We start from the raw sequence: 26254 nt of genomic DNA, 5'->3' as shown, positions 1-26254 counted from the left end.
TTCGGAGGTAAAGGGCCCATGTCGCATCGCGACCTCCTCGCCCTTCTGACCGTCGGGACGGCGGCGGCTTTCATCGTGGCGTTCGGCCACATCGTGACGGCGGACGGGCTCGACTGGCTCGACGCCGGCATGATCCTGTTGCACGCTGTTCTGACATTGTGGCTGGTGCACGGCCTCTGGCTCGCGATCGCCGGCTTCTGCGTCGTGGCCTCGCGCCGGCTGCGCGAAAGGTTCGGCGATCAACGGGCGGCGGAGCCGCTGCATGTGCGGCGGCAGCGGCGAAGCACATCGTCTGCCCGCACCGCCATCACCATTCCCGTCTACAACGAGGACGCGGTACGCGTCTTCTCCGGCATCCGCGCCATGCTCGAGTCGATCGACGCGACCGGCCACGGCGACGAGTTCGACATTTTCGTCCTCAGCGATACCCGCGACGGCGATCTGTGGCTGCGTGAGGAGGCGGAGTGGGCGGCCTTGCGGGCGGTCGATTCCCCCCGCGCCCGGCTGTTCTACCGCAGGCGACTGCGCAACGTCGGCCGCAAGAGCGGCAACATCAAGGACTTCCTAGAGCGCTGGGGCGGCAACTACGAGTATATGATCGTCTTCGACGCGGACAGCATCATGTCCGGCGAGACGCTCGTCGAACTGGTCCGCCGCATGAACGATGCGCCCGGCGTGGGCCTGATCCAGGTGCCGCCGCAGCCGACGCGCGGCGAGACTCTCTTCGCGCGTCTCCAGGAGTTCGCCTGCAGCGTCTATGGCCCGCTCTGCTCGGCCGGCCTTTCCTGGCTGGCACGCGGCGACGGCAATTTCTGGGGCCACAACGCGATCATCCGCGTGCGCGCCTTCGTCGAGAATTGCGACCTGCCGCACCTGCCAGGCCGCGCGCCACTCGGCGGCGAGATCCTCAGCCACGACTTCGTCGAGGCGGCCCTGATGCGTCGCGCCGGCTGGGAACTGCGGATGGCCGACGACCTCGGCGGCAGCTGGGAAGAGACGCCGCCGACGATCATCGACTTCGCGAAGCGCGACCGGCGCTGGTGCCAGGGTAACCTGCAGCACTTCCGCCTGCTGTTTGCGCGTTTCATGCATCCGTCGAGCCGCTACTATTTCGGCACCGGCGTCATGGCTTACGCGTCCTCGCTCGCGTGGATGAGCTTCCTGCTGGTCGGCGGCTACGAGATCGTTCGTCGGAGCCTGACCGAGCCCGTCTACTTCCAGGGCGACTCGTCCCAGCCCATATGGCCCGTGTCCGTCGAGCACGAGGCGGTCGCGTTGCTGACCCTCACGCTCTGCGTCCTCTTCGTGCCGAAGATTCTCGGGCTCATCCTGGTCCTGATCGACCCGCACCGGCGGCGCGCCCAGGGCGGCGCCATCCGCGTGACGCTCAGCGTGCTGATCGAGAGCATCTACTCCGCGCTGATCGCGCCGGTGATGATGATGTTCCACGCCAGTTTCGTCCTGTCGGTCCTCATCGGCGGCAGTGTCGGATGGGGAACGCAGCGGCGCGGCGTCGGCGGCACGGCGCTGGGGGAGGCGATCCAGGCCCACTGGCTGCATACGCTGATCGGCGTCGTCGCCGGCGTCGGTGTCTATGTTCTGGCGCCCGACGTGTTCTGGTGGACGCTCCCCATCGTTCTGGGCCTCGTCCTCTCGATTCCGCTCACGCTGCTTTCGAGCAGCACGAGGATCGGTCTGGCGCTGCGCCGCGCCGGGTTCCTTCTCGCCGAGGAAGAGGGCGCCCCGTCGCCGGTCCTCGCACGGCTCGAGCACATCCTGCGCCAGCGGGAGAAGCAGTCGCAGGAGCCGATGGACTTCCCGCGCGCCATCGCGGACGAACGGATGGCTTCGATCCACGCCGGTCTGGTACGGGCCTATGGCGAAGAAGCCGACGTGGATCCGACGGCGCTCGAAGCGATCGAGTCCAAGCTCCGGACCGAAGGGCCGGGGGCGCTGACCGGACAGGAGCGCGTGACGATCCTTCAGAATGCCGGCGCCTTTGAGCAGCTGCATCGCAGCTGGGCCGAGGCAGTTGCGAAGATGAAGCCGGCAGCGAGCCTCGACCCGGCAGCCTGAGCCGGGGCCGTGGCGATCATACCGTCATGAATTGAAGGGCGGCGTTCAGCCGCCGCCCAGATACTCGCCCATCCAGCGCCTGTAGTCGGCGTCGCGGGTAACGCGGTCGAGCAGGTCTTTCGGCGCCACGCCGGGCAGGGTGTCGGGACAGGCGCCGTCGCGGATCGCCTTCAGCGTATCGTGCACCGTCTTGATCGCCGCCATGAACGGCTGGTGGCCCAACAGGCAGATTCGCGCGCCGGTCCTGCCGAGCCACGCGCGGTCACGCAGGTCGCCCGACGCCGTTCCCAGCATCAGCGGTAGTTTGACCTCGGCATGGATCGCTTCGAGTTCCGCGCGGGTTCGCACGCCGACGAAGAAGAGAGCGTCGACGCCGGCGGCCTCATAGGCCTTGGCCCTGGCGATCGTGTCGTCCAGCCCGGTCACGCCGGGGGCGCTCGTCCGGCCGATGATCGTCAGGGATTTGTCCTGGCGGCCGGCGAGGGCGGCGCGCATCTTGCCGACCCCCTCTTCGATCGGCAGGAGGCGCGTTTTCCCAACCTCGCCGAATGGCTGCGGCAGGTCGGTGTCCTCGATCGTCAGCGCGGCGGCGCCCGCCGTCTCGAGTTCCTGAACGGTCCGCATGACGTTGAGCGCGTTGCCGTAGCCGTGGTCGGCATCGACCATCAGCGGCAGGGAACCGGCCCGGCAGATGCGGTGTGCCTGGGCCGCGAACTCCGAGAGCGTCAGCACGATAAGGTCCGGCGCGCCGAGGACGGTCATCGAGGCGACGGAACCGGCGAACATGCCGACCTCGAAGCCGAGATCCTCGGCGATGCGGGCCGAGATCGGGTCGAAGACCGATCCCGGATGCACGCATTCCGTTCCCGCGAGGACGGCGCGGTACCGTTCGCGCTGACGAGCCCAGTGCATCCGAGAGGTCTTCCGCTCAGATGACCGTGATGGAGGCGACCTCGGGGCCCTTGCGGCCCGCCTGGGTGGTCACGCTGACACGGTCGCCCGCTTCGAGCGTATCGAGGCCCGCGCGCTGCACGGCCTTGATGTGCACGAAGACGTCCTTGCCGCCGCCGTCGGGTGTGATGAAGCCGAACCCCTTCTCGGAGTTGAACCACTTCACCGTTCCCTCGAGCGGGCCGGTCGGGACGTCGGCATCGCCGCCGTAGCCGCCGCCATAGCCACCGCCGCTGGGGCCGGCGCCGAAGTCGCGCCGCGGCGGACGATCGGAGACCACTGCGGTCGAGGTGTCGACTTCCTGGACGGCGACGACCTGCGGGCCACGCTGGCCGCGGCCGATGTCACAGATGAGCGTCGTGCCTTCGGGCACTTCCGACAGGCCGGCGCGCTGCAATGCCGACACGTGCAGGAACGCATCGGGCCCGCCGGCGGCCAGGGTGACGAAACCGAAGCCCTTCTGAGCGTTGAACCACTTCACCGTGGCGCTGACGCCGGCCTGGTCGACGGCGATCGAATCGCCACCTCCACCGCCGGTCCGCGGCCGCATCGGCGGGGTTGATGTCGGCTCCCGGCCCATCGCGCGGGGAGGAAAACCCATGTCGGGGGGGGCATCGTCCCAACTCTCACGGGTGCGCCGGCGGCGCCGGCCATCGGTATCGCGAGACCAGTTCATTTCTTTCCGTCGTCCATGATAACAGCCTGAAAAAGCCCGGCGCCAAACTCGATCTCGTAAACCCGGACCATTCGTCTCACCTGAGAACGTCACCGCCCGCTTGACCGCCCTTGGCGGTATCGGCCGACGATCGACGATGCAGATACCTTGCCACGATGCGTCCGGCAATCGGCAATCCCGGAAGGCACCTTTTCCACGCACCGGCGAGGTTATACACAGTGTGCCGCAGTTGTGCGGCCGAAGTCCAGTGCGGCATTACGCCGAAGAACTCTGGAGATATCAATTGAGGCCGACCGCGCCGCCGAGCGTCGGACCGATCTCCGCGTTCACCACCAGGTCCGCCATGTCGTCCAGGTCGGTGGCCTCCCTGTTGACGATCGCGAGCTTCGCACCGTTCCGCTTGGCGACCACGGGGAAGCCGGCCGCCGGATAGACCACCAGCGACGATCCCACGGCGATGAACAGGTCGCACTCCAGGGTGGCGGCCTCGGCGCGCCGCATCTCGGCTTCCGGCATGGCCTGGCCGAACGAGATGGTGGCGGTCTTCACGAGGTCGCTTTCGCAGGCGTCGCAGATCGGCAGGGTTTCGTCGCTGGCGAAGGCGGCCTTGATCGGCCCGATCTCGTGCCGCTGCCCGCATTCCAGGCATTTTGCATAGGTGGCGTTGCCGTGCAGTTCGATCACCTGCTCGGCCGGAATGCCGGAGCGCTGGTGCAGTCCGTCGATGTTCTGGGTGATGACGTGGCTCACGACGCCGCGCCGGACCAGGGCCGCGACGGCGAGGTGGCCGCGGTTGGGTTCCGCCACGGTCATCGACTTGTCGGTTTCGATCTTCCGCCGCCAGGTCTCCCGGCGCGCCTCCACCGAAGAGACGAAGTCCTGATAGTCGATCGGCTTGAACCGGGTCCAGATCCCGCCGGGGCTGCGGAAGTCGGGAATGCCCGACTCGGTGCTGATGCCGGCACCGGTGAAGACGACGGCGCGCCGGGCGCTTCGGATGAGTTCGCGGAGTTGGTCCACCGGCGTCATGCGATCCTCCTTCCGCCACCGTGGGGCGTATGATGGTGTCGCCGGCTCAATGCGCCTCGCCGGAGGAGGCTGCAGGTCCGCCGCCGAGATGGGCGGCGACCGCCTTGCGGTGTGCGAGCATGCTGAACGGAATGCTCGCGGCGTAGACGAGGCCGATGACGGTCAGCGTCGCCCAGGGCACGCCAACCAGGAAGGCCGCCGTCAGCGCGCCGAGCAGCAGCACCGGCAGGACCGCCCGCGGCGGCACGCGCACCCGCTTGAACGAGAAGGTGGGCACCCGGCTGACCAGCAGGAAGGCGACCGTCACCAGCACGATGCCGTTCGGCAGCCAGTGCTGGAGGAAGTCGGCGCCGATCTCTTCCTGGAAGCTGAGCACCATCGGCAGCAGGACGAGCCCCGCTCCGGCCGGCGCCGGGACGCCGGTGAAGAAGCGGTGGGCGAAGGGCAGGGGCGCCGGATCGTCCAGTGCCGTATTGAAGCGCGCGAGCCGCAGGGCGACACACACGCAGTAGAGCAGCACCAGTGCCCAGCCGAGCGTCCCCGCGGTGTTCATCGTCCAGACGTAGAGGATCACGGCCGGCGCCACGCCGAAACTGATCACGTCTGACAGCGAGTCGAGCTCGGCTCCGAAGCGAGAGCTGCTGTTCAGCAGCCGCGCCAGCCGTCCGTCCGAGGCGTCGAGGATGGCGGAGACGATGATCGCCAGAACCGCGTTGCGCCAGTGACCGAGCAGCGCGAACTGGATGCCGGTGAGGCCGGCGCACAGCGCCAGCACCGTGATCAGGTTCGGCATGAGGCGCGCGAGCGACTGCGTGCGCAGCCGCCGCGTGCGGACGCGACCCCGCCTCATCTGCTGACCCCGGCCCGCGGCGCCTCGGACGATGCCAGGTCCGCGACGACCGTCTCGCCGCCGATCATGCGCTGGCCCGGTATGACCAGCGGCGACGTTCCGGGCGGCAGATAGAGGTCGGTCCGGCTGCCGAAGCGGATCATGCCGAAGCGCTGGCCGGCCAGGAGCTGGTCACCCTGGTTGGACCAGAGGATGATGCGCCGGGCGACGAGGCCGGCGATCTGCACCACCGCCATATCGCCCTGGCCGGTCTGAAAGTCGGGTTTCTGGAAGTCGGGTTCGACGCGTAGGGCCATGCGCTCGTTGTCGACGCTCGCCTTGTCGAGAGCCGCATTGACGAACTTTCCGGGTCGGTAATGCGTGCGCACGATGCGGCCGTCGCAGGGCATCCGGTTCACGTGCACGTCGAACACGTTCAGGAAGATGCTGATCCGCGGCAGCGGCGCATCGCCCATGTCCAGTTCCGGCGGCGGCGGCGCGTCCGTCACCTGCACGACGATGCCGTCCGCCGGGGCGACGACGATGCCGTCGCGGATCGGGGTCACACGGTCGGGATCGCGGAAGAAGAAGACGCACCAGACCGTGGCGAGCACGCCGAGCCAGCCCAGCGGCTCCCAGAGCCAGAAGAGGAGGAGGGTGACGACCGCGAAGATCGCGATGAAGCGCCACCCCTCGCGGTTGACCTTGAAATAGTCGAGTTCGAGCCGTTCAGGCGTTCCGAGCCGCAATCCGCCGGCCTCCGATCAAGAGTAAAGTCACACGCAAGAGATTGAGCTGCCGCGCCGCGGGCGCAAGGCGCCGCTGCCGCAAGGGGCGACGGCCGGATGCTAGGGCCGGCCCGCCACCTCGCGCATGAATGCCGTCATCCGGTCGATGGTTTCCGCGCGGGTGGGGCTGTTGAAGTTGAGGACGAGGTCGCTCACCCCCGCCTCGGCGAGTTTCGCCACATCGTCCTGTAGGGCGGCGGTCGGCCCGGTCAGCAGCCGGCGCCCGCCATCGTCGGTCTGCGCGGCCGTGGGATCGCTGAACCAGTTGGCGCTGTAGGCGAGGCCGATTCCGGCGGGGTCGCGGCCTGCCGCCACCGCCGCCCGGTGCAGGTCGGCGACGCCGGCGCGATAGCGCTCGATCGTGTCCAGGGGGTGGCGGGGATTGCTGCCGATCGGGTACCAGGCGTCGCCCAGGCGTGCCGTGCGCCGCAGTGCCGCCGGGCTCTCGCCGCCGATCCAGAAGGGCGGATGCGGCTTCTGCACCGGCTTCGGCGCGAAGGCGATTCCCGAGAAGCGCACGAATTCCCCGTCGAACGACGGATCGTCGGCGCGCCACAGCTCCTTGAACGCCGTCAGATATTCGTCGGCCATGCGGCCGCGCGCGGCGAACGGCACGCCCAGCGCCTCGAACTCCTCCTTCATCCAGCCGACGCCGCAACCGATGAGCAGGCGGCCCTTCGACAGCACGTCCACCGTCGTCAGCAGCTTCGCCTGGAGCAGGGCCGGGCGATACGGGATGACGATGATCGACGTCAGCAGCTTCACCCGCTCCGTCGCGCCAGCAACGAAGCAGAGGAGGCCGAGCGGGTCGAGCCAGTCGCCAACGCTGCCGCCGGGCCATTCGCCGGTCTCGCTGTAGGGGTAGCGCGAGTCGACCTGCCGCGGCAGGACGATCTGGTCGTTGACGGTGCAGTGTCCGAAGCCCAGGCGTTCGCCGGCCCGGGCGATCGCCGAGACGTCTTCCGGGGTCGCGAGCGGGCCCCGGGTCGGAAGGCTGAAGCCGAAGTGCATGCGCTGTCTCCCCGTCTTGTTCTATGCGGCCGCTCCCGCCCCGTCGGCGGCGCGATCGGATCAGATCAGCATCGCGCCTTCGAGCTGGAGCAGCGCCCGTTTCGTCTCGACGCCGTCGCCGCCAGAGAAGCCGGTGAGCCGTCCGTTGCCGCCGACGACGCGATGGCACGGTATCACGATGGGAATGGGGTTGCGCCCGCACGCGGTGCCGACGGCCCGGGCCGTCCCGTCCAGTTCGCAGGCGATGTCCCCATAGGTGCGCACCGCGCCATAGGGAATGGCGCACATCGCCGCCCAGACCGCTTGTTGAAAGTCGGTCCCGGCGGGCGCCAGCGGCAGGTCGAAGCGGCGCAGCCGCCCTGCGAAATAATCGAGGATCTGCCGCCGCGCCTCCGCCAGCAGTGGCGTCTCGTCCCGGGCGCCGTCGGCCGACCCCACCCAGCCGATGCCGACGACGGCGTCTGCGGTGGCGCGCACGGCCACCGGGCCGGTGCGTGTCTCGATCCGTATCTCCGCGAAGCATCTGTCCGACATGTCGGCCTCCTTCCCGGCAGTGTCCGCATCGTACCGCGCATGGCTGTCATTACCGGCACGGCCTTTGCGATCGCGCTGTCAGCACGTAGATAATTCCGCACCTCCCGCCGCGTCGCCAGCCTTCAGCCAGGATCCCCGATGCCTCTCTCTCCGTCCGCTCCGCGCCGGCACATCCATACCCGGCGGATCGAATGCCGCGGCTACCTCCGCGAGGATGGCCTCTGGGACGTCGACGCCTGGATCGAGGACACGAAGACCTATCCCTTCGAGAGTGAGCTGCGAGGAACGGTGGAGGCCGGCGGGCAGGTGCACGACATGGTGGCGCGCCTGACCCTGGACGACAGGCTGCTGATCCATGCGGCGGAGGCGGAGTCGCGCGCGACGCCCTACAGGATCTGTCCGGCCGCGGCCGCAGGCTTCTCGCAGCTCGCCGGCCTGCGAATCCGCCCCGGCTGGATGCGCGAGGTTGGCAAGGTCTATGGCGGCCGCGAGGCCTGTACCCATCTGTTCGAACTGATCCGCCCGATGGCTACGGTGGCGTTTCAGACGATCTATCCATGGCGCGAGCGTGAGGCGCAACTCGCGGGTCGGCCCGCCGCCGGTCGCTTCGCCGGGCCGCCGGTCGATTCCTGTTACGCCTATGCCTCCGACCGCGAGGTCGTCGCCAAGCTGCGCGCCGATCAGGCGCTCGGCTGTTCGACCGCCGCGTCGCGGAAATAGGTGATGACGTAGACCCGCACGGCTGCGGTCAGCGACGCCGTTCCGCGTTTCCGGCCCACCAGCGTGCAGATCTGGTTCACGGTCATCCCCTGGCGCTCGCAGATCACGTCCAACGCCTGCCAGAACTCCACTTCCAGCCGCATGCTCGTGCGCTGTCCGTTCACCACGATGTTTCGTGATTCCTGCCCCTGTTCAGGCATCGCCCCCCGCCGCCCCCGATCAGCCTCGTTCCTGCGCTCTCGAGGCTTCCTCCGGCGTTTCGGCCCGGATCTGCAGCGCGTGCACCGGGCCGGCCATCTCGTCCGCCAGAATTCCGTAGATGCGCCGCTGTCGTTCGACGCGCGTCGCGCCGTCGAACGCGGCGGCGACCACGTGAACCCTGAAATGAGTCTCCCCTCCCGGCCGCGCGCCCGCGTGGCCGGCATGCTTGTGCGAATCGTCGTGGACCTCCACGGCGACCGGGGACAACGCGTTCTCCAGTTTTCGCCTGATCGTCGTCGCTACGGACATTTCGAGTAAGCCCCTACTGTCGATACTACTGCCGTATTCTGCGTGTGTCGATACAACCCGGGTTACACAGGTGTGGTCTGCGTCGCGGTCGGTCGACGCGTACGTCGTGGCCCCGTGGGTCAGCTTGCAAGGCCGCTGGCGAGCGACCATACTTCATCACGTGGATCAGGCGAGACGGCATACCGACCTGCCGCCCTTCGTCGCCCGGCAGAGTGGGGCCCGCCGTTGCGATCATGACGGCTGTTCCGAGCCGGCGACCAACCGGGCGCCGCGGACGCGTGAGAATCCGGAAGAATTCTTCTGGTTCTGCCGCGAACACGCGCGCGCGTACAATGCGTCCTGGAACTGGTGCTCGGGCATGTCCCAGGAACAGATTGAGAAGCGCGTGCGGCGCGACACGGTGTGGGACAGGCCGACCTGGCCGTTCGCCGGGCGGCGCGTCGAGCCCGATCCCGAACCGGAGGATCCCTTCGAGCTGTTCGGCCGCCGCAGGCGCCGGCAGACCAGCCCCACCGAGCCTCTCTGGCCGCGGGGCAGTCCCGAGGCGCGCGCCCTCGACGTGCTGGAGTTCGACGGCCCCGTGACTCTGGCCGCCATCAAGGTGCACTACAAGGAGCTGGCGAAGAAGCTCCACCCCGACCGCACCGGTGGCTGCGCCGTGTCCGAGGACAAGCTCAAGCAGATCAACGAGGCATACGCGACTTTGCGCAAGAGCCTTTCGCCCTGACCATTTGCCCAGAAGCTGGAACCCATTGATGACTGCTCCGCAAGCCTCCGGAAACGGCGCCAAGATCCCTGCCGGCATGCCTGACACCAAGCTCTCGGTCCGCGAGACCTTCGGCATCGATACCGATATGGAGGTCCCCGCCTTCTCGGAGACCTCCGAATACGTTCCCGACCGCGACGAGGCGTACCACTTCGACCCGGACACCACGCTCGCGATCCTGGCGGGGTTCGCCTACAACCGTCGCGTCATGATCCAGGGCTATCACGGCACCGGCAAGTCGACCCACGTGGAGCAGGTCGCCTCGCGCCTGAACTGGCCCTGCATTCGGGTCAATCTCGACAGCCACATCAGCCGCATCGACCTCGTCGGCCGTGACGCCATCGTCGTGCGCGACGGCGTGCAGATCACGGAGTTCCGCGAGGGCATGCTGCCCTGGGCGCTGCAGCACCCGACGGCGCTGGTGTTCGACGAGTACGACGCCGGCCGTCCCGACGTGATGTTCGTCATCCAGCGCATCCTGGAGGTCGAGGGCAAGCTGACCCTGCTCGACCAGAACCGTGTGATCCGGCCGCATCCGGCCTTCCGCCTGTTCGCCACGGCGAACACGGTCGGCCTGGGCGACACGACCGGCCTCTATCACGGCACGCAGCAGATCAACCAGGGCCAGATGGACCGCTGGAACATCGTGGCGACGCTGAACTACCTGCCGCACGACGAAGAGGCGAAGATCATCCTGTCGAAGACACCGTCGATGCGGGACGAGAAGGGCCGCAAGACGATCGGCCAGATGATCAGCCTCGCCGACATGACGCGCCGCGGCTTCATCAACGGCGACATCTCCACCGTGATGTCGCCGCGTACGGTGATCACCTGGGCCGAAAACGCGCGCATCTTCGGCGACCTGGGGCTGGCGTTCCGCCTCACCTTCCTCAACAAGTGCGACGAGGCGGAGCGGCCGATCGTCGCCGAATACTACCAGCGGTGCTTCAACCAGGAACTGCCCGACTCCGTGCTCCGCGGCAGCCGGCCGCACTGAGCGGCCGGACGATCGGGAGCGGCGCGGGATGCGCCGGGGTGTCGCGCGACGGTGAATTGAGAGGCTGCAGATGAAGGAAGCGGAAACGCCGATCGAGGCATTTCGCCGTTGCACGACGGCGACCATGCGGGCGATGGCGGACCGGGGAACCCTGGAGGTGTCGTTCGGCCCGGAGGGCGCGACACGCCAGGGCGACCAGGTGAAACTGCCGATGCCGGCCCGCGATCTGCCGCGCGAGGAGGTCGCCCAGGTCCGCGGCGAAGCCGATGCGATCGCATTGCGCCTGCGCCATCACGACGGGGAGGTCTTCCGGCGCACGGCACCGGCGTCCGGTCCGGCCCGAGCGGTGTTCGAGGCGGTCGAGCAGGCGCGGGTCGAGGCTGTCGGCGCCCGCCACATGCAGGGGACGGCGGAGAACCTGACGGCCGCCCTCGACGAGCGGTGCCGCCGCCAGGGCTATGCGCGGATCCTCGACAAGGCCGACGCGCCGCTCCCCGAGGTCGTCGGCATGCTGGCGCGCGAGGCGCTCACCGGCCGTGCGCCGCCGGAGGCGGCTCGCCACGTCGTCGATCAGTGGCGGGGCGATTTCGAGGGCGCAGCCGGACGGTCGCTTGCCAGCCTGCTCGAGCATGTCGAGGACCAGGAGGCCTTCGCCCGGATCGCGCGGCAGCTCATCACCGACCTCCATCTGATGGACGAGTCCGAGAGCGACGAGAGCGAGGGCGACGAGAGCGAGGGCGAGCAGGACGGCACCGGAGAGGGCGACGCCGACAGCAGCGAGGGCGATTCGGCCAACCCGCAGGCGGCCCAGGGCGAGGACTCCGAGGAAGGCGAGGGCGAGGACGGAGCCGAAGCCGGCGCCGACGAGGCGGCGACCGAGATGATGCCGGGTGCCGGCGACGAGGAGCCGGGCAGTTCCTCGCCGCAGAACCTGCCGCCGGGCTTCGGTGCGAACGATCGGCGCCAGCCGGCCTACGCGCCCTATTCGGCGGAGTTCGACGAGGTCGTGCGTGCCGAGGACCTGTGCGATTCGGAGGAGCTGACGCGCCTGCGCCAGCACCTCGACCAGCAGCTGGCGCATCTCCAGGGCGTGGTCACCCGACTTGCCAACCGTTTGCAGCGCCGCCTCATGGCGCAGCAGCAGCGGTCGTGGGAGTTCGACCTCGAGGAGGGCCTGCTCGACGCCGCCCGTCTCGCGCGCGTCATCGTCAATCCGATGCACTCCCTGTCCTACAAGTTCGAGAAGAAGACCGAGTTCAAGGACACGGTGGTCACGCTGCTCATCGACAATTCCGGGTCGATGCGCGGCCGCCCGATCTCGGTGGCGGCGATGAGTGCCGACATCCTGGCCAGGACGCTGGAACGCTGCGGCGTGAAGGTCGAGATCCTGGGCTTCACCACCAAGGCCTGGAAGGGCGGCCAGTCGCGCGAGAAGTGGCTCGCAGAGGGCAAGCGGCCGAACCCCGGACGTCTCAACGACCTGCGCCACATCGTCTACAAGGAGGCGGATTCGCCGCTGCGCCGGTCGCGCCGCAATCTCGGCCTGATGCTGCGCGAGGGCATCCTCAAGGAGAACATCGACGGCGAGGCGCTGCTCTGGGCGCATCAACGCCTGATCGCGCGGCCCGAGGAGCGTCGGGTCCTGATGGTGATCTCCGACGGCGCGCCGGTCGACGATTCGACCCTGTCGGTCAACCCTGGCAACTATCTGGAACGCCACCTGCGCGAGGTCATCCAGTGGATCGAGCTGCGCTCGTCGGTCGAACTGGTGGCCATCGGCATCGGCCACGACGTGACCCGCTACTACCGCCGCGCGGTCACCATCTTCGACGCCGATCAGCTCGGCGGCACGATGATGGAGCAGCTGGCCGACTTGTTCGAGGAAGACAATCGCCGCGGCCGGCGTGCGGCCTGATCGCGCGTGGAGGCTGACGGGGCGGCCGGTTGGCGCAGGGCCTAGGAGCCCCAGCGTCGCCGGCGTTCCATGGCCTCCAGCTCCAGCCGGACGCAGTCGTGCAGGGTGGCGTAGGTCCGGTCGTATGCATGTGCCGCCCAGAGGCAGCGCCCCTGGGCCGCAGGCGAAAGAGTGGGCCAAGTCTGCGTGAGGATGGCGTGCGCCTCCTGCTCGCGCCGCTCGCAGGCTTCGCGCATCTCCGGAGAGCGTGCCTTGCCGGCGACGACCGCGACACGGCCGCAATGTCCGGAAACGTCGTAGCGCGGCAGCCCTTCGGCCACCGCCGGCCATGCCGGACCCGTCAGCAACAGTGCGGCAACGGCCAGCCGGATCCCCATGGGCCCCTCCGAGACGTCACGTCTCGTCAAGAACGACAGCATCGAGGCTCCGGTTTCCCACGATCGTGGTCCCGTTCAAGAGCAGCCGGCCGCGCGGGACTGCGCCGTCCCACGCGGCCACTCGCGACCCGCACCATCCTGACGCTGGGTCCCTGCTGCCGCCGATCGCAACCATCACCGGACGGACGAAGTATCTCCCGACATATGCCGTCGCGGTGTGAGCTGGATCACATGCGGCGGGCGGAACCCGCGGCGTCTCCGCGTGCGGCATGACACGCGCGATGGCTGTGCGCGGCCAAAGGCTGGCGCGACACCGAGGGGGGCATGCAGACATTATAAAGGGAGGTGCCAGCGCAGGGCGCTGATGTCGATGGTGCCGCCGGACAGAATTGAACTGTCGACCCCACCCTTACCAAGGGTGTGCTCTACCCCTGAGCTACGGCGGCTCCGATCGAAGCGGGCGGACAATGCCACAGCGTCCGTTCCGCGGCAAGCCGAGCGATCCCGTCCCGGCTGCGCGGCAGACATGGTGGATTTCGCCGCGGCTCGCAAGCGTAAAGCGTCAGGCGTGGCCGACGGCCTGTGCGGCGACGAGCTCGTCGAGCCGGCTGACGCGGACATAGAGGCGGTGGCTCCGTTCAAGCAGCACGCGCAGTTCCTCGGGCAGCTGGGCGTTGCCGCTGGCATTGTCGAAGCAGACCGACCGGCCGCCGAGCCGATGCTCGGGGCGTGTGGCTTCGCTCCACGCGAGTTCGCCCTCGGCGATCGCCTTCTGCACCATCAGCCAGGCGATGACCTGGGTGATCTGCGTCGTCATCCGCGTCGCCTCCAGGGTCATCGACAGGCGGTCGGCCGACGCCAGGCGATCCCGTTCTGCGGGCTCGGCGCGGATGAGCCAGTCGCGCGCCTCGATCAGGAGGTCGATCGCTTCGTCATAGGTCCGGTTCATGAAGGTAACCGGTCCGCCTGCGTGTCGAGGCTCTGCCATGGTCCCCGTGGTCTCCAGTGTGTTCTCCATTCCCGGAGGCTACCATGCGCCGCCGGTGCCGGATCGGCCGCGACGGGCTATAAGATCGGTAACGAAGGCTTAACCGTCCGGTTCGCCCTGCTCGCGGTCGGGCCGTCGGCTGCAACGGGGCGATGACACCGCCCGGAGTTGCGCTAGACTTCCGGACATGGAACCGCGCGACGACATCGCCTCCTGGCTTGCCGAGTTGCCCACGCCCTACGAGGTGCTGGCACCGGCCGAGCAGTCGCTGCCGGTGGTCGTGGCGTCGCCGCACAGCGGCAGCATCTACCCCCGCGCCTTCGTCGCGACTTCCCGCCTCGATCCGATGACGCTGCGACGGTCGGAGGATTGTTTCGTCGACGAGATCTACGGTCGCGTTCCCGACCTCGGCGCGCCGCTGATCCGGGCGCTCTTCCCGCGCGCCTTCCTCGACGTCAACCGGGAACCGTTCGAGCTCGATCCGCGCATGTTCGAGGACGCCCTGCCGGGCTGGGTCGTCAGCCGCTCGCCGCGCATCAGCGCCGGCCTCGGAACGATCGCCCGGGTGGTCGCCAGCGGCTGCGAGATCTATCGCAGCAAGCTGCGATTCGAGGAGGCGCTGCAGCGCGTCGGCCGCCTCTATCGGCCCTACCATGAGGCTCTGGCCGACCTGGTGCGGGAAACCCGTCGCCGGTTCGGCTACTGCATCCTGATCGACGCCCATTCCATGCCGTCGATGGGCGGCCGGGCGGGGGACGAGCTCGGCGACAGTGGTGTCGACTTCGTCATCGGCGACTGTCACGGCGCATCCTGCGCCCCGGAACTTCCGGACCTGGTCGAGGGCCTGCTGAGCGGCATGGGGTACAGCGTCGTGCGCAACGATCCCTATCCTGGTGGCTTCACGACCCGACACTACGGCCGCCCGGCGATCGGCGTCCACGCCGTCCAGATCGAGGTCAATCGCGCCCTCTACATGGACGAACAGAGCTATGTGCGGCGTCCGGAACTGACCCGACTGGCGATGGACCTGACCCGTCTGGTCGGCGCCGTGGGCGGCACGCGCCCCTCGCCGATGGAGTGAGCCGTTCCCCGCCCATCCCTTGCCGGCCGATCGTTCGGCGGCCGCCGCTTTCGTTCCGAAACGCGGGACAAAAAAAGGGGCCGTGCTTTCGCACGGCCCAAGTTCAGGGAGGAAACGCCCAAGATGGGTGTACGACAGAGCGGCGGGCGCCGCCCGTGTCGCACTGCAAAAACTAGTGTCTCGCACATGCGGTGTCAAGCGGTAAGGGAAAGCCGCGATATTTCCGTATCTTCCAGGATTTCTGCCGGCGTCGTCCCGGAATTCGCCGCACAATCTGCTGCAATGCAATAAACGCATGGCGCCCCTGCATTCGATGCACGCATGTGCAGATGGTCGAATGTGCGGCGCTGGCAACCCGGTGCGTGGCATAATGGCGAGAATGCTTCGTGAACGGTGGCCTCGATATGACGTTGGTCACACGGAACCGACGAGGCATTCGAACCACCCTCGCGGCCGCATTGGCATCCCGTCCGGAGACAGCAGAGCCCTCATGAGCCGACTGATCGTGATCTCGAACCGCGTCGCCCGGGTCACCGAGGGCAAGGCGGCCGCGGGCGGCCTCGCCGTCGCGATGCTGGCGGCTCTCAAGGCATCCGGGGGGATCTGGTTCGGCTGGAGCGGCGAGACCAAGGCTAGCCCGCCCGAGCAGCCGCACATCCATCGTGTCGGGCGCCTCACCTACGCCACGATGGATCTCAGCCAGCAGGACCTGGACGAATATTACAACGGCTTCGCCAACAGCACGCTCTGGCCGCTGTTCCACTACCGCGTCGACCTGATGAGTTACGCCCGCACGAACTTCGCGGGCTATAGGCGGGTGAACAGCCTGTTCGCCCGCAAGCTGAACCCCCTCCTGCGCGGCGAGGACATCATCTGGGTCCAGGACTATCACCTCATCCCGATGGGGGAAGAACTGCGCCGCGCCGGGGTGCGCAACCGGATCGGCTTCTTCCTGCACACGCCCTTTCCCGCCTACGAGATTCTCACGGCGCTGCCCGAGCACGAGACGCTGATCCGCGCGCTCTGCGCGTACGACCTCGTCGGCTTCCAGACCGAGAACGACCTCAATGCGTTCCGCGACTACATCCGCTTCGAGGCGCGGGGCGAGGTCCTCGGCGACGGACTGTTCCGGGCCTATGGTCGTACCTTCCGCGCCGCCGCCTATCCGATCGGGCTCGACACCGACACCGTCGAGGCGCAGGCGGCGGAGGCTGCCGGCAGCCGGCACACGGAGCGCCTGCGGGCCAGCCTGGGCGGGCGCTCGCTGATCATCGGTGTCGACCGCCTCGACTACAGCAAGGGAATTCCCGAGCGATTCCAGTCGTTCGAGAACCTGATGAGCGCCTATCCCGCGAATCGCGGCCGGGTGACGTTCATGCAGATCGCCCCGCCGTCGCGCACCGACGTGCAGCAATATTCCGAACTGCGCGAGCGGCTCGAACATATGGCAGGCAGCATCAACGGACGCTTCGCCGAGTTCGACTGGGTGCCGGTGCGCTATCTGAACAAGGGCTTCAACCGCCGCACCCTGACGGGGTTCCTGCGGACCAGCGCCGTGGGACTGGTGACGCCGCTCCGCGATGGGATGAACCTCGTGGCGAAGGAGTATGTCGCGAGCCAGGACCCGGAGAACCCCGGCATGCTCGTGCTGTCGCGCTTCGCTGGTGCCGCCCGCGAGCTCGGTGCCGCCCTGATCGTGAACCCGCATGACTGCGAAGGCGTCGCCGACGCCCTGCAGCGCGCGCTCGACATGCCCTTGGGGGAACGTCGCGAGCGCTGGGAGGAGATGATCGCGGTGCTCCGGCGCAACGACATCACCGCCTGGCGCGAGCGCTACGTCGATGCGCTGTCGGCCATGCCCGAGGGAGCGTTCTGACATGTCGGGTGTCGGAGCGGCGGACGGCGCGGCGCTGGTGGCCGACATCGGCGGCACGAACGCCCGCTTCGCCCGGGTCGGGACGGACGGCCGACCGGTCGGGCCGCTCACCCTCCGCGCGGAGGATCATGACGGCCTGGCCGAGGCTGTGGAGGCCTACCTGGAGGCGCTGCCCGCGTTTCCCCGGCCGCGGCGCGCGGCTTTTGCGGTGGCCAGCCCGATCATCGGCGACCGCGTATCGCTGACGAACCGGAACTGGGCCTTCTCGATCGAGGCGGTGCGCCGCCGGCTAGGACTCGACCGGTTGGAGGTCATCAACGACTTCACGGCTGTCGCCCTGTCGCTGCCCCGTCTGCAGCCGCATGACCTGCGTTCCGTCGGTGGCGGCAAGGCTGTCGCTGGCGCACCGCTCGCGGTCCTCGGACCAGGGACCGGGCTCGGGATGTCCGGCCTCGTGCCGGCGATGGGCCGCTGGGTGGCGCTGGCGGCGGAAGGCGGGCACGCGACCATGTCGCCCGCCGACGATCGGGAGAGCGAGGTCCTGCGCCTGCTGCGAAACCGCTACCACCACGTGTCGGTCGAGCGGGTCGTGTCGGGGCAGGGGCTGGTGAACCTCTACGAGTCGCTGGCTATGGTCGAGGGGGCGCGTGCCGACGCCCTCGATCCGGAGGATATCACCCGCCGGGGCGCCGCCGGCGACCCGCTCTGCCGCGAAGCCGTGGACATGCTGTGCTGTATGCTGGGCACCGCCGCCTCAAACCTCGCCCTCACGCTGGGCGCGCGGGGCGGCGTCTTCATCGCCGGCGGCATCGTGCCCAGGCTGGGCGACGTATTCCTGCGATCGGGGTTCCGCGAGCGGTTCGAGGACAAGGGTCGATTCCGCGCCTATCTCGCCGCGATCCCGACCGCGGTCATCGTCGATCCGGTGCCCGCCTTCCTCGGTCTCGCGGCACTGCTCGAGGACGAGAAGCCGGGCGTCGCCGCCTGAGTCCGGTCGTCCGGACGGTCTCTGCTTTCGGAAGCGCGTTGCGGACGCTTCAGCGCGGCAGGGTCGAGAAGCGGATGGTCCCCTCGGCCAGCCCCCGCTCCACGATCGCGCCGCCGCCGGCGCGCAGCATGAACTCCAGCCGATGGTCGCGATATTGCCGCGGCCGTTCTCCCGACAGGGCCTTCGCGCGGATCTCCGCGGCGGTCGTGGTCAGGGCGGCCTTCGCATCGGCGAGCACCCGTCGCGTGCTCTCCCGCGCCCGCATCCGCGCGAGCCAGAGCGCCAGCGGCGACCCCGGCTCGGCACCATGGCCGTGGAAGGTCGCGCTGGCGAGGTAGGGGAAGACGGTAATGTCGCACATGCCGAACCGGTCCCTGCCGAACCAGTCGTGATCGCCGAGTGCCCGCGCGAGCCACCCGCGCAGGCCCGCGAGTTCTTCGCCGGCGCGTGCCAGCATACGCTCGGCCAGTTCGCCCTCGGCGCGGTGCATGACGCGGATCTCCGTCAGCGCCCAGTTGATGGCCTCGAACTGCGTGTCGCAGACTGCGGCGATCATGCGCCATCGGGCGGCGGCCTCGGGCGAGGCCGGCCGCAGCGCGGGCTCCGGCCATTTGTCCTCGAGATAGTCGAGGATCACGTTCGACTCGAAGACCGCGAAGCCGTCGTCGATCAGGGCAGGGACCTCGTGGCGTGGGCTCGCGGTGGCGAAAGCATCGTCGGGCGCCCCCAGCGTCGGCACCCGCACGTCGAATGCCAGGCCCTTCTCGATCATCGCCATCTTCACCTTCTGGGCGAATGGCGAGAGCGCGACATCGTAGAGCAGCAGCATGGCGGGTCCGGTTGACGGTCGGCAGACGCCACGATCCCGCACCACGCCCGGGGCGATGTCAACCGGCCGGCAGAGGGCCGTGCAATCGATCCCTTCGTCCGCGCCCGCGATCGGCATAGCATGCGGTCTCACGAGCTCCCGAACCCGCGAACGACGGCCGGCATTCCCATGAACCTGTCCACCTCCCGGGCCCTGGTACGGCTCGCCGCGCTGCTGCCGCCGGAGACGGCGCACCGCCTGGCGCTCCGCGCCCTGGCGAGCGGCCTGCTGCCGCGCGACACCACTCCCGACGACCCCGTCATGGCGGTCGAACTGTTCGGCCGCCGCTTCCGCAATCCGGTCGGCATCGCCGCGGGCTTCGACAAGCATGCTGAGGCGATCGCCGGGATGCTGGCGCAGGGCGCCGGCTTCGTCGAGATCGGCGGCGTGACGCCGCTGCCGCAGCCGGGGAATCCGCGCCCGCGCCTGTTCCGGCTCGCCGAGGACCGCGCGGTCATCAATCGCATGGGGTTCAACAGCGAAGGCTCCGCGGCGGTGGTCGAAAGGCTGGCGCGCTTCCGGCGCGACGACCCGGCCGCGACCGGCATCGTCGGCGTTAACATCGGCATGAACAAGGAGACGCGCGACCCGGCGGCCGACTTCGCCCACGGTGTGCGCGTCTTCGCACCCCACGCCGACTTCCTGGTCATCAACGTCTCGTCGCCCAACACGCCGGGATTGCGCAGCCTCCAGGGGCGGGCGGCTCTGTCGTCGCTGCTCGGCCGCGTGGGCGAAGCGCTGGGGGAGGCCGTCTCGGCACGCGCCCCGGCCCTGCTGGTCAAGGTGGCGCCCGACCTCGACGAGGCGGGGGTCGCCGACGTCGCGGAGGTCCTGCTGGACCTGCGGCGGCCCGCCGGCGCCCTGCTGGTCCAGGGGCTGATCGTCGGCAATACCACGATCGCCCGTCCCGACGGGTTGCGCAGCCCGCACCGCAAGCAGGCGGGCGGGCTCAGCGGCCGTCCGCTGTTCGACCTGTCCACACAGGTTCTCGCCCGGTTCCACGGTGCGCTGGGCGGGGCGATGCCCTTGGTCGGGGTCGGCGGAATTTCCAGCGGTGCGGACGCCTATGCGAAGATCCGCGCTGGGGCGACCCTGGTGCAGCTCTACTCGGCCCTGGTGTATGACGGGCCGGCGCTGATCGGGCGGATACGACGGGATCTCGCGGCGCTCCTGAAGGCCGACGGCTTCACGTCGGTCGCCGAGGCCGTCGGCACCGCCGCGGTCCGTCCAGTTTAACTCAAAATTCAGCATGGCCGCCCCACTGTCGGGGCATCCTCATCGGAACCGCTTCATGTCCCTCGTCGCGCACGTCTTCATAGCGATCGGTTACGCCGTGTTCGCGATCGGTGGCGCGGTCGGGCTTGCGGCGGAAAGCCCGGATGTCGGCGCGGCGACCGCCGCGGCACTCGGCGGCTGTGCCGCTTTGGCGATCGCCGTCATGCATCTCGGCTGGCTCGGCTGGCGCAGCGAGACGGCGCTGCGCCGGCAGCTCGACGGCCTGCGCGACGACCACGACAAGGTTGCCGCGGAACTCGATCGGGCGCGCGACGAGGCTCGCCAGATCTTCGCCGCGCTGGAGCGCGCCGGACACGCGGGCGGCGGCCTGAAGGAGGTCATGGCCGAGGTGCGTGTGCTGCAGAGGCTGGTCGAGCAGCTGTGGGCGCGGGAGGGCAGTCCGGCCGCACCGCCGCGGATCGTGTCCCAGAACGGTGCTGCCCCGGTTTTGACGCCCCTGGCGTCCGCTTCGGGTCCGACGGCGGAGGCGGACGAGCATTCGGTGCTGGACACCGTGCGCCGGTCGCTCAGCGCCGGCCGGGTCGAGCTGTTCCTGCAGCCGGTGGTCGGCCTGCCGCAGCGGCGCCGGCGCTTCTACGAGTGCTTCTCGCGCCTGCGCGCCGAGGACGGTACCTTCGTCAATCCGGAGGCCTATCTGCCGCTCGTGGCGCGCGAGAATCTGCTCCCGGCGATCGACAACATGCTGCTCTTCCGCTGCATCCAGTTGATCCGCAAGGCACGCACGAAGAATGCCGGGGTCGGCTTCTTCTGCAACATCTCGCGCCGCAGCCTGGCCGACAGCGACTTCATCGGCGACTTCATCGATTTCCTGCGTCAGAACGACGACCTCGCGTCCAACCTGATCTTCGAGATCGCGCAGCCCGACGCCGACCTGTCGGACCCCACGATGATCGGCCATCTCGACCGGCTCGCCCGCGCCGGCATCCGCTTCTCGCTGGACAATGTCGAGGATCTGACGGTCGATCCGGCGATGCTGGCGCAGCGCAATTTCGGCTTCGTCAAGGTCGCCGCGTCGCTGTTCCAGGACGCCGACACCCAGGGCCCGTGGGAGGGCTCGCTCTTTCAGCTGCGGCGCCGGCTGGCGGATCACGGGATCGTCCTGATCCTGGAGAAGATCGAGACCGAGCGGCAGCTCGTCGAACTGCTTGAGTTCAACATCGAACTCGGTCAGGGCTACCTTTTCGGCGAGCCCCGCCTCAGTTCCGACGCCGCCTGAGGGCGTTCCGGGGTCACGTTTACAATCCGCGAGGCCGCCACTTAGAGTCGCTGCCAAGCCGCGCTCAACGGCGACCGGTCGCACGACGGCCGGAGTGGAAACGGCCGAAGGAAACGCCCCGTTGAAGACATCCCTCTTCTACCTGCCGTCGATCGGCAGCCGTGCCGAGATCGAGGCCGGCATGGCCGGCCTGCGCGGCGACCTCTACACGCGCATGCTGGCCGAGCTCTCCGGCCAGGCCCGTCTCGCCGACGACCTCGGCTACGACTCGATCAGCTTCACCGAGCATCATTTCCAGATCGAGGGAATGGAACTCTCCAACAATCCGGTCCTGCTCGATCTCTACATCGCGATGCAGACGAAGCGGATCCGGGTCGGCCAGCTCGGCATCGTGCTGCCGGCCGAGAACCCGCTGCGCGTGGCCGAGAACATCGCCATGCTCGACCACATGACCGGCGGACGCGCCAATGCCGGCTTCGCGCGCGGCTACCAGCGGCGCTGGGTCGACATCATGGCGCAGCAGACGCACGGCATCCACGGCGCCGCGCCGAACCAGCACGACGAGATCGACGCCGCCAACCGCGCCGCCTTCGAGGAGAATTTCCGGCTCATCCGGAAATGCTGGACCGAGGACCTGATCGCGTTCGACGGCACCTACTGGAAAGTGCCGGCCGACGGCACGCCCTGGCGCCTGCCGGCGACCGACATGTTCGGCGGCGGCGTGGAGGATGGTATCGTCAAGGCGGTCGCGGTCGTGCCGAAGCCGCTGCAGAAGCCGCATCCGCCCCTGTTCCAGCCCTTCGCCTCCTCCGAGGCCAGCATCCGCTGGTGCGCGCAGGAGGGCGTCACCGCGATCCTGCCGCCGCTGCACCGCAAGACCGAGCGCCGCCTCTACGAGGTCTACGCTGCCACTTCCGGCCGGGCGCTCGGCGACGGCGTCGGCATCCTGCGCGACCTGGTGATCGCAGACACGGACGCCGAGGCCCAGGCGCTCTGGGAGAATTCCAGCCGCTTCGCCGCCAAGGTCTGGTTCGAGCCGTTCGGCTTCCGCCGCGGCATGGTCGACCCCGACGACGGCAGCATGCCGTCGCCGGAGGAATTCCTGCGCGACGGCTACGCCCTGGTCGGATCGGTCGACACCGTCTGTCGCCAGCTCGAGGCGGCGGCGGCGCGCGTCCCGCTCGACTGGCTCTTCTGCTGGATGTTCAACGGAATGATCCCGCACGAGAAACTGATGCGGACCATCGAATTGTTCGCTACTCAGGTCCTTCCGCGGTTCGGCGTGAAGCCGGCCGCATGAGCGACGCACAAGGCAGGCGATGACCGACACGGCAACGAGGCATATCGAGGGGCTGCGGCAGATCGCGTCCTCGTACGACGGCTATCTGGTCGACCTCTGGGGCACGGTGCACAACGGCGTGGCGCCGCTCCCCGGCGCGCCCGAATGCCTCGCCGCGCTGAAGGCGGCCGGCAAGAAGGTCTGCCTTCTCTCGAATGCGCCGCGGCGCGTACGCTCGGTGACCGCACGGCTCGACGAGATGGGAGTGCCGCGCAGCAGCTACGACCATGCCATGTCGTCGGGCGAGGCGACGCACCTAGCGCTGCGCGACCGCACCGACCCCTGGCATGCGGCGCTCGGCGCGCGGTGCTTTCACCTCGGCCCGCCGCGCGACAACGATGTGCGCGAGGATACGGGGCTCGAGATGGTGCCGAGCGTCGAGAAGGCCGACTTCGTCCTCGCCACGGGCATCGACGACTACGCCGATCCCATCGAGAAGTATGAGGGCGTGCTCGCCGAGGCGGCGGCGCGGCGCCTGCCGATGATCTGCGCCAATCCGGACCTGGTGGTGATCGTCGGCGAGCAGATGTCGATCTGTGCCGGCATGTTCGCCAAGCGCTACGAGGAATTGGGCGGCGAGGTCTTCTATCACGGCAAGCCGCATCCCTCGGTCTACCGGACGTGCCTGGAACTGCTCGACCTGCCGCCCGAGCGGGTTCTGGGCATAGGCGACAGCCTCCGCACGGACATCGCCGGTGCGGCGGCGGCCGGTCTCGACTCGCTGCTCCTCCTGGACGGCATCCACGGCGAGGAGATCGCCGCCATGCCCGGCGCCAGTCTGGACGAGCGCCTCCAGGCCATGGCACGCCGCGAGGGCGCCAGCCCGACCTATGCCGCCGGCAAGATGGTCTGGTAGGGGAAGCTCAGTCTTCGGTCAGCAGGTCGGCCGGTACGGGAAACCGCTCGTCGACCGACGCCTTCAGCCGGTTGAGCGCGCGCCGTTCCAGCTGGCGGACCCGCTCCTTCGAAACGCCGAGTTCGCGACCGAGCGCCTCCAGCGTCACCGGCTCCTCCGTGAGCAGCCGGCAGCGCACGATCCGCTGTTCCCGGTCCGGCAGGGAGGCGAGGGCGCTGCGCAGCCAGCGCCGCCGGTGCGCCCTGTCGTGCAGCCCGGTGACCACCGCTTCCGGCGATGGCCGCGTGTCGGGTAGCAGGTCCTGCCAATTGTCGTCGCCCTCGTCGCCGATCGGCGCGTTCAGCGATTGATCGATGGCGGCGATGCGCATCTCCATCGCCTCCACGTCCCGCCGCGGCACGCGCAATTCCCTGGCGATGCGTTCGCGGCCTTCGCCGTCAAGCGGGCTGCCCGACTGTCCTTCGATGCGCGCCCGCAGGCGGCGCAGGTTGAAGAACAGCGACTTCTGTGCCGAAGTCGTGCCCGTCCGGACGATCGACCAGTTGCGCAGGATGTAGTCCTGCATGGCCGAGCGGACCCACCAGGTCGCATAGGTGGAGAAGCGCACGCCGCGTTCGGGCTCGAAACGGGCCGCTGCCTGGAGAAGGCCGACATTGCCTTCCTGCAGGAGATCGCCGGCCGGGAGGCCGTAGTTGCGGAAGCGGGACGCCATGCCGGCGACGAGGCGGGCATAGGATCGCACCAGTTCGTGAAGCGCGTCCTCGTCTTCGTCCTCGCGCCACCGGATCGCGAGTTCCTGTTCTCGTTCCCGCGTGAGGAGCGGGGTCGACATCGCCGACCGGATGAAGGTGGCGCTGACCTGTCTCGCGGTCTGATTGTCGACGTAACCCATCGTGCTGGCTCCGAACCCGACCTGCCCACACCGGCTATCTATTTACGGTGGAGGGTGGGTTTCGGTTCAAAAAAGCCGAGAGGTATCGTCGGAGGGGCGGCGCACCGGCCGTTCAAGGCCCCGAGAAGCAACGAAGCGGCAGCCCTGGCTGCCGCTCCCTGCGTGGCGTCGATGGGCGGTCGAACAGCCCCCGGCCCGCTTTGCTTCGGCGGGCAGGGCCGCGAAGATCCTCAGATCTCCCTGAGGACCGCCTCGAGCTTCTTCTGGGCCTTGTCCTCGTCGATCTTCTCGACCGCAGCCAGTTCGCGGCTCAGGCGTTCCAGCGCGGCCTGATAGATCTGCCGCTCGCTGTAGGACTGGTCGGGCTGGTCGGCGTTGCGGTGCAGGTCGCGCAGCACCTCGGCGATCGATACCGGGTCGCCCGAGTTGATCTTCGCCTCGTATTCCTGGGCGCGGCGGCTCCACATCGTCCGCTTGGCGCGCGAGCGGCCCTTCAGGGTCTTCAGCGCGTCCTGCATCTCCTTGCGCGAGCAGAGGCAGCGCAGACCGGCGGCCTGCACCTTCCCGGTCGGCAGCCGCAGCGTCATCTTTTCCTTCTCGAACTCGATGACGAGCACCTCGAGACGCATACCGGCGATCTCCTGGTTCTCGATCGTGAGCACCTTGCCGACCCCGTGGGCGGGGTAAACCACGTGATCACCAGCCTCGAACTTCATATGCTTCGCCATCTATGGTTACCCGCTCGCTCTGCCTCGGACACGCGGCTTCCCGACACGCGCCGTTCCGGCACACCAACGAAACGGCCCGCGCGTTCGAGAACGAACGACGATCCTGGATATCGAGGGGTGGCAACGCGGGCGCACGCGTCCTTGGAAAGCGGCGAAGATAATATCACAGAAATGTCACCCGATACAGACCGCGCTGCACTCAGATTCGGCATTTTTCAACCTTCGCCGTCTCTGTTCCGCCGATAAAGCGGGCGATCGCCGGTCTACCGATGCCGGGCGAAGATCAGCGACAGATTGTTGTTGGGCATGCGCACGACCTCCTCCAGTACCAGTCTGTGCGCTGCGCCGAGGTCTGCCACATCCTCGAAGTCGCGCACACCCCAATCCTCGTTCTGCGATCTCAGGTCGCGGTCGAGTTGCGCGTTGCCCATCGAGGTGTGCTGGCCGCCGCGCCGGAAGGGTCCGTAGAGATAGAGCAGCCGGTCGGGCATGAGCAGGCTGGCGGCACCGGCGAACAGGTGGACGGCCGCCGCCCAGGCGCTCGCCTGCAGGACGTTGATGGCCACCACCGCGACCGGATAGGCAGCCTCCGCCGGTACGTCGGCCGGCCAGTCCTCCTTCGCCAAGTCGATCCGGACCGGCGGCAGCAGGTTGGGCAGCGGCCCGGCGAGCCCGGAGCGCATGCGCCAGGCCTCGATACTGGCCAGGGAGGCGTCGTCGCGCTCGCTCGGCTGCCAGACGATCCCGGGCAGCTTCGAGGCCATGTAGACGGCGTGCTCGCCCGACCCGCTGCCCACCTCCAGCACGGTGCCGCGGCGCGGCAGGATCTCGTCCAGGACGCCGAGGATGGGCGCACGATTCAGCTGCGCGGCCGGTGCGTACCGGCGCCGGTCGCCGCTGTCGTCCATGGTTCCGCGCTCTTCCGGTGATTGCTGCATCTGCGAGAG

27 protein-coding genes and 1 tRNA gene are annotated in these 26254 nt (G+C 68.6%); 12 read left to right on the top strand and 16 right to left on the bottom strand.

Annotated elements, in window-relative coordinates; all coding sequences use genetic code 11:
* The first annotated feature begins 18 nt into the window (after positions 1 to 18).
* The gene (mdoH, locus tag ABIE65_RS19385; protein WP_354080032.1) at positions 19 to 2076 is read left to right on the top strand and encodes a glucans biosynthesis glucosyltransferase MdoH; all 2058 of its coding nucleotides are present in this window, start codon (positions 19 to 21) and stop codon (positions 2074 to 2076) included.
* Between the two features lie 45 nt (positions 2077 to 2121).
* On the opposite strand, the gene ABIE65_RS19380 is transcribed toward mdoH, so the two are convergent.
* From ABIE65_RS19380 to ABIE65_RS19350, 7 genes are all read right to left on the bottom strand, one after another.
* Positions 2122 to 2988 carry an isocitrate lyase/PEP mutase family protein gene (locus ABIE65_RS19380; RefSeq protein ID WP_354080031.1) on the bottom strand — a complete coding sequence of 289 codons (867 nt, stop codon included), beginning with the start codon at positions 2986 to 2988 and terminating at the stop codon, positions 2122 to 2124.
* Positions 2989 to 3004: 16 nt separating this feature from the next.
* Positions 3005 to 3577, bottom strand: coding sequence for a cold-shock protein (locus tag ABIE65_RS19375; RefSeq protein WP_354080030.1), 573 nt, complete (start codon positions 3575 to 3577; stop codon positions 3005 to 3007).
* A gap of 405 nt (positions 3578 to 3982) precedes the next feature.
* Positions 3983 to 4732 carry an SIR2 family NAD-dependent protein deacylase gene (locus tag ABIE65_RS19370; RefSeq protein ID WP_354080029.1) on the bottom strand — a complete coding sequence of 250 codons (750 nt, stop codon included), beginning with the start codon at positions 4730 to 4732 and terminating at the stop codon, positions 3983 to 3985.
* A 46-nt stretch (positions 4733 to 4778) separates the two neighbouring features.
* On the bottom strand, positions 4779 to 5582 hold the full coding sequence (locus tag ABIE65_RS19365) for a CDP-alcohol phosphatidyltransferase family protein (RefSeq protein ID WP_354080028.1): 804 nt from the start codon (positions 5580 to 5582) through the stop codon (positions 4779 to 4781).
* A complete protein-coding gene (locus ABIE65_RS19360; protein WP_354080027.1) occupies positions 5579 to 6310 on the bottom strand; it encodes a phosphatidylserine decarboxylase in 732 nt (243 codons plus the stop codon). Before ABIE65_RS19360 ends, ABIE65_RS19365 begins: the two co-directional genes overlap by 4 nt.
* A 99-nt stretch (positions 6311 to 6409) precedes the next feature.
* Positions 6410 to 7360 (bottom strand): LLM class F420-dependent oxidoreductase, encoded by a 951-nt coding sequence (locus ABIE65_RS19355; protein ID WP_354080025.1) that lies wholly within the window; start codon positions 7358 to 7360, stop codon positions 6410 to 6412.
* A gap of 60 nt (positions 7361 to 7420) precedes the next feature.
* Positions 7421 to 7894, bottom strand: a complete 474-nt coding sequence (locus ABIE65_RS19350; RefSeq protein WP_354080024.1) for a methylated-DNA--[protein]-cysteine S-methyltransferase — start codon at positions 7892 to 7894, stop codon at positions 7421 to 7423.
* Positions 7895 to 8032: 138 nt separating this feature from the next.
* On the opposite strand from ABIE65_RS19350, the gene ABIE65_RS19345 reads away from it, so the two are divergent.
* Complete coding sequence (locus tag ABIE65_RS19345) at positions 8033 to 8614, top strand: DUF2889 domain-containing protein (RefSeq protein ID WP_354080023.1); 582 nt, start codon at positions 8033 to 8035, stop codon at positions 8612 to 8614.
* Here the strand turns inward: ABIE65_RS19345 and ABIE65_RS19340 are convergent.
* Together ABIE65_RS19340 and ABIE65_RS19335 are read right to left on the bottom strand one after the other, a co-directional pair.
* Positions 8575 to 8778, bottom strand: a complete 204-nt coding sequence (locus ABIE65_RS19340) for a ribbon-helix-helix domain-containing protein (protein WP_354080022.1) — start codon at positions 8776 to 8778, stop codon at positions 8575 to 8577. The two genes, ABIE65_RS19345 and ABIE65_RS19340, sit on opposite strands and share 40 nt — an antisense overlap.
* 55 nt (positions 8779 to 8833) lie before the next feature.
* Entirely contained in the window at positions 8834 to 9082 is a 249-nt protein-coding gene (locus ABIE65_RS19335; protein ID WP_354080021.1) for a BolA family protein, read from the bottom strand.
* A 400-nt stretch (positions 9083 to 9482) separates the two neighbouring features.
* Here ABIE65_RS19335 and ABIE65_RS19330 point away from each other — a divergent pair, with 400 nt between their 5' ends.
* The 3 genes from ABIE65_RS19330 (at position 9483) to cobT (ending at position 12802) form a co-directional block, all read left to right on the top strand.
* Positions 9483 to 9851, top strand: a complete 369-nt coding sequence (locus tag ABIE65_RS19330) for a J domain-containing protein (protein ID WP_354080020.1) — start codon at positions 9483 to 9485, stop codon at positions 9849 to 9851.
* A 76-nt stretch (positions 9852 to 9927) separates the two neighbouring features.
* Positions 9928 to 10887, top strand: coding sequence for a cobaltochelatase subunit CobS (gene cobS, locus ABIE65_RS19325; RefSeq protein ID WP_354080019.1), 960 nt, complete (start codon positions 9928 to 9930; stop codon positions 10885 to 10887).
* 70 nt (positions 10888 to 10957) lie between these two features.
* On the top strand, positions 10958 to 12802 hold the full coding sequence (cobT, locus tag ABIE65_RS19320) for a cobaltochelatase subunit CobT (protein ID WP_354080017.1): 1845 nt from the start codon (positions 10958 to 10960) through the stop codon (positions 12800 to 12802).
* A gap of 41 nt (positions 12803 to 12843) precedes the next feature.
* On the opposite strand, the gene ABIE65_RS19315 is transcribed toward cobT, so the two are convergent.
* The 3 genes from ABIE65_RS19315 to ABIE65_RS19305 all read right to left on the bottom strand — a co-directional run bounded on the left by ABIE65_RS19315 (position 12844) and on the right by ABIE65_RS19305 (position 14128).
* Complete coding sequence (locus ABIE65_RS19315; protein WP_354080015.1) at positions 12844 to 13179, bottom strand: hypothetical protein; 336 nt, start codon at positions 13177 to 13179, stop codon at positions 12844 to 12846.
* A 371-nt stretch (positions 13180 to 13550) separates the two neighbouring features.
* Positions 13551 to 13625, bottom strand: a tRNA-Thr gene (locus ABIE65_RS19310).
* Positions 13626 to 13741: 116 nt separating this feature from the next.
* Positions 13742 to 14128 (bottom strand): DUF1465 family protein, encoded by a 387-nt coding sequence (locus tag ABIE65_RS19305; RefSeq protein WP_354080014.1) that lies wholly within the window; start codon positions 14126 to 14128, stop codon positions 13742 to 13744.
* 226 nt (positions 14129 to 14354) lie between these two features.
* Between ABIE65_RS19305 and ABIE65_RS19300 the strand changes: the two genes are divergently transcribed.
* The 3 genes from ABIE65_RS19300 to glk all read left to right on the top strand — a co-directional run bounded on the left by ABIE65_RS19300 (position 14355) and on the right by glk (position 18112).
* On the top strand, positions 14355 to 15248 hold the full coding sequence (locus ABIE65_RS19300; protein WP_354080013.1) for an N-formylglutamate amidohydrolase: 894 nt from the start codon (positions 14355 to 14357) through the stop codon (positions 15246 to 15248).
* A gap of 490 nt (positions 15249 to 15738) precedes the next feature.
* Entirely contained in the window at positions 15739 to 17124 is a 1386-nt protein-coding gene (otsA, locus tag ABIE65_RS19295; RefSeq protein WP_354080011.1) for an alpha,alpha-trehalose-phosphate synthase (UDP-forming), read from the top strand.
* Position 17125: 1 nt separating this feature from the next.
* Positions 17126 to 18112: a glucokinase gene (glk, locus tag ABIE65_RS19290; RefSeq protein ID WP_354080009.1), complete on the top strand. Its 987-nt coding sequence runs from the start codon at positions 17126 to 17128 to the stop codon at positions 18110 to 18112.
* Between the two features lie 49 nt (positions 18113 to 18161).
* On the opposite strand, the gene ABIE65_RS19285 is transcribed toward glk, so the two are convergent.
* Positions 18162 to 18941: a glutathione S-transferase family protein gene (locus tag ABIE65_RS19285; protein WP_354080007.1), complete on the bottom strand. Its 780-nt coding sequence runs from the start codon at positions 18939 to 18941 to the stop codon at positions 18162 to 18164.
* Positions 18942 to 19061: 120 nt separating this feature from the next.
* Between ABIE65_RS19285 and ABIE65_RS19280 the strand changes: the two genes are divergently transcribed.
* The 4 genes from ABIE65_RS19280 to ABIE65_RS19265 all read left to right on the top strand — a co-directional run bounded on the left by ABIE65_RS19280 (position 19062) and on the right by ABIE65_RS19265 (position 23687).
* Positions 19062 to 20216, top strand: a complete 1155-nt coding sequence (locus tag ABIE65_RS19280) for a quinone-dependent dihydroorotate dehydrogenase (protein WP_502918551.1) — start codon at positions 19062 to 19064, stop codon at positions 20214 to 20216.
* 55 nt (positions 20217 to 20271) lie between these two features.
* Entirely contained in the window at positions 20272 to 21492 is a 1221-nt protein-coding gene (locus ABIE65_RS19275) for an EAL domain-containing protein (protein WP_354080003.1), read from the top strand.
* 121 nt (positions 21493 to 21613) lie between these two features.
* Positions 21614 to 22792: an LLM class flavin-dependent oxidoreductase gene (locus tag ABIE65_RS19270; RefSeq protein ID WP_354080001.1), complete on the top strand. Its 1179-nt coding sequence runs from the start codon at positions 21614 to 21616 to the stop codon at positions 22790 to 22792.
* A 19-nt stretch (positions 22793 to 22811) separates the two neighbouring features.
* A complete protein-coding gene (locus ABIE65_RS19265) occupies positions 22812 to 23687 on the top strand; it encodes a TIGR01459 family HAD-type hydrolase (protein WP_354079999.1) in 876 nt (291 codons plus the stop codon).
* 7 nt (positions 23688 to 23694) lie between these two features.
* Here ABIE65_RS19265 and ABIE65_RS19260 read toward each other — a convergent pair whose 3' ends face one another.
* The 3 genes from ABIE65_RS19260 to ABIE65_RS19250 all read right to left on the bottom strand — a co-directional run bounded on the left by ABIE65_RS19260 (position 23695) and on the right by ABIE65_RS19250 (position 26215).
* Positions 23695 to 24579, bottom strand: a complete 885-nt coding sequence (locus ABIE65_RS19260; protein ID WP_354079997.1) for an RNA polymerase factor sigma-32 — start codon at positions 24577 to 24579, stop codon at positions 23695 to 23697.
* Between the two features lie 230 nt (positions 24580 to 24809).
* Positions 24810 to 25307, bottom strand: coding sequence for a CarD family transcriptional regulator (locus tag ABIE65_RS19255; protein ID WP_354079995.1), 498 nt, complete (start codon positions 25305 to 25307; stop codon positions 24810 to 24812).
* Between the two features lie 263 nt (positions 25308 to 25570).
* Positions 25571 to 26215: a DUF938 domain-containing protein gene (locus tag ABIE65_RS19250; protein WP_354079993.1), complete on the bottom strand. Its 645-nt coding sequence runs from the start codon at positions 26213 to 26215 to the stop codon at positions 25571 to 25573.
* Positions 26216 to 26254: the final 39 nt, after the last annotated feature.

The sequence above is a fragment of the Constrictibacter sp. MBR-5 genome, from assembly GCF_040549485.1.
GTDB lineage: Bacteria > Pseudomonadota > Alphaproteobacteria > JAJUGE01 > JAJUGE01 > Constrictibacter.
Note: the sequence above shows the minus strand (reverse complement) of the source record. Positions and strands in the feature narration are given on the sequence as shown.

Excerpts from the sequence above, each read along its gene's own strand:
- mdoH (WP_354080032.1), top strand. The coding sequence starts at position 19 with ATGTCGCATCGCGACCTCCTCGCCCTTCTGACCGTCGGGACGGCGGCG.
- ABIE65_RS19380 (WP_354080031.1), bottom strand. The coding sequence starts at position 2,988 with ATGCACTGGGCTCGTCAGCGCGAACGGTACCGCGCCGTCCTCGCGGGA.
- ABIE65_RS19375 (WP_354080030.1), bottom strand. The coding sequence starts at position 3,577 with ATGCGGCCGCGGACCGGCGGTGGAGGTGGCGATTCGATCGCCGTCGAC.
- ABIE65_RS19370 (WP_354080029.1), bottom strand. The coding sequence starts at position 4,732 with ATGACGCCGGTGGACCAACTCCGCGAACTCATCCGAAGCGCCCGGCGC.
- ABIE65_RS19365 (WP_354080028.1), bottom strand. The coding sequence starts at position 5,582 with ATGAGGCGGGGTCGCGTCCGCACGCGGCGGCTGCGCACGCAGTCGCTC.
- ABIE65_RS19355 (WP_354080025.1), bottom strand. The coding sequence starts at position 7,360 with ATGCACTTCGGCTTCAGCCTTCCGACCCGGGGCCCGCTCGCGACCCCG.
- ABIE65_RS19350 (WP_354080024.1), bottom strand. The coding sequence starts at position 7,894 with ATGTCGGACAGATGCTTCGCGGAGATACGGATCGAGACACGCACCGGC.
- ABIE65_RS19345 (WP_354080023.1), top strand. The coding sequence starts at position 8,033 with ATGCCTCTCTCTCCGTCCGCTCCGCGCCGGCACATCCATACCCGGCGG.
- ABIE65_RS19330 (WP_354080020.1), top strand. The coding sequence starts at position 9,483 with ATGTCCCAGGAACAGATTGAGAAGCGCGTGCGGCGCGACACGGTGTGG.
- cobS (WP_354080019.1), top strand. The coding sequence starts at position 9,928 with ATGCCTGACACCAAGCTCTCGGTCCGCGAGACCTTCGGCATCGATACC.
- cobT (WP_354080017.1), top strand. The coding sequence starts at position 10,958 with ATGAAGGAAGCGGAAACGCCGATCGAGGCATTTCGCCGTTGCACGACG.
- ABIE65_RS19315 (WP_354080015.1), bottom strand. The coding sequence starts at position 13,179 with ATGGGGATCCGGCTGGCCGTTGCCGCACTGTTGCTGACGGGTCCGGCA.
- ABIE65_RS19305 (WP_354080014.1), bottom strand. The coding sequence starts at position 14,128 with ATGAACCGGACCTATGACGAAGCGATCGACCTCCTGATCGAGGCGCGC.
- ABIE65_RS19300 (WP_354080013.1), top strand. The coding sequence starts at position 14,355 with ATGGAACCGCGCGACGACATCGCCTCCTGGCTTGCCGAGTTGCCCACG.
- otsA (WP_354080011.1), top strand. The coding sequence starts at position 15,739 with ATGAGCCGACTGATCGTGATCTCGAACCGCGTCGCCCGGGTCACCGAG.
- glk (WP_354080009.1), top strand. The coding sequence starts at position 17,126 with ATGTCGGGTGTCGGAGCGGCGGACGGCGCGGCGCTGGTGGCCGACATC.
- ABIE65_RS19285 (WP_354080007.1), bottom strand. The coding sequence starts at position 18,941 with ATGCTGCTGCTCTACGATGTCGCGCTCTCGCCATTCGCCCAGAAGGTG.
- ABIE65_RS19280 (WP_502918551.1), top strand. The coding sequence starts at position 19,062 with ATGCGGTCTCACGAGCTCCCGAACCCGCGAACGACGGCCGGCATTCCC.
- ABIE65_RS19275 (WP_354080003.1), top strand. The coding sequence starts at position 20,272 with ATGTCCCTCGTCGCGCACGTCTTCATAGCGATCGGTTACGCCGTGTTC.
- ABIE65_RS19265 (WP_354079999.1), top strand. The coding sequence starts at position 22,812 with ATGACCGACACGGCAACGAGGCATATCGAGGGGCTGCGGCAGATCGCG.
- ABIE65_RS19260 (WP_354079997.1), bottom strand. The coding sequence starts at position 24,579 with ATGGGTTACGTCGACAATCAGACCGCGAGACAGGTCAGCGCCACCTTC.
- ABIE65_RS19255 (WP_354079995.1), bottom strand. The coding sequence starts at position 25,307 with ATGGCGAAGCATATGAAGTTCGAGGCTGGTGATCACGTGGTTTACCCC.
- ABIE65_RS19250 (WP_354079993.1), bottom strand. The coding sequence starts at position 26,215 with ATGGACGACAGCGGCGACCGGCGCCGGTACGCACCGGCCGCGCAGCTG.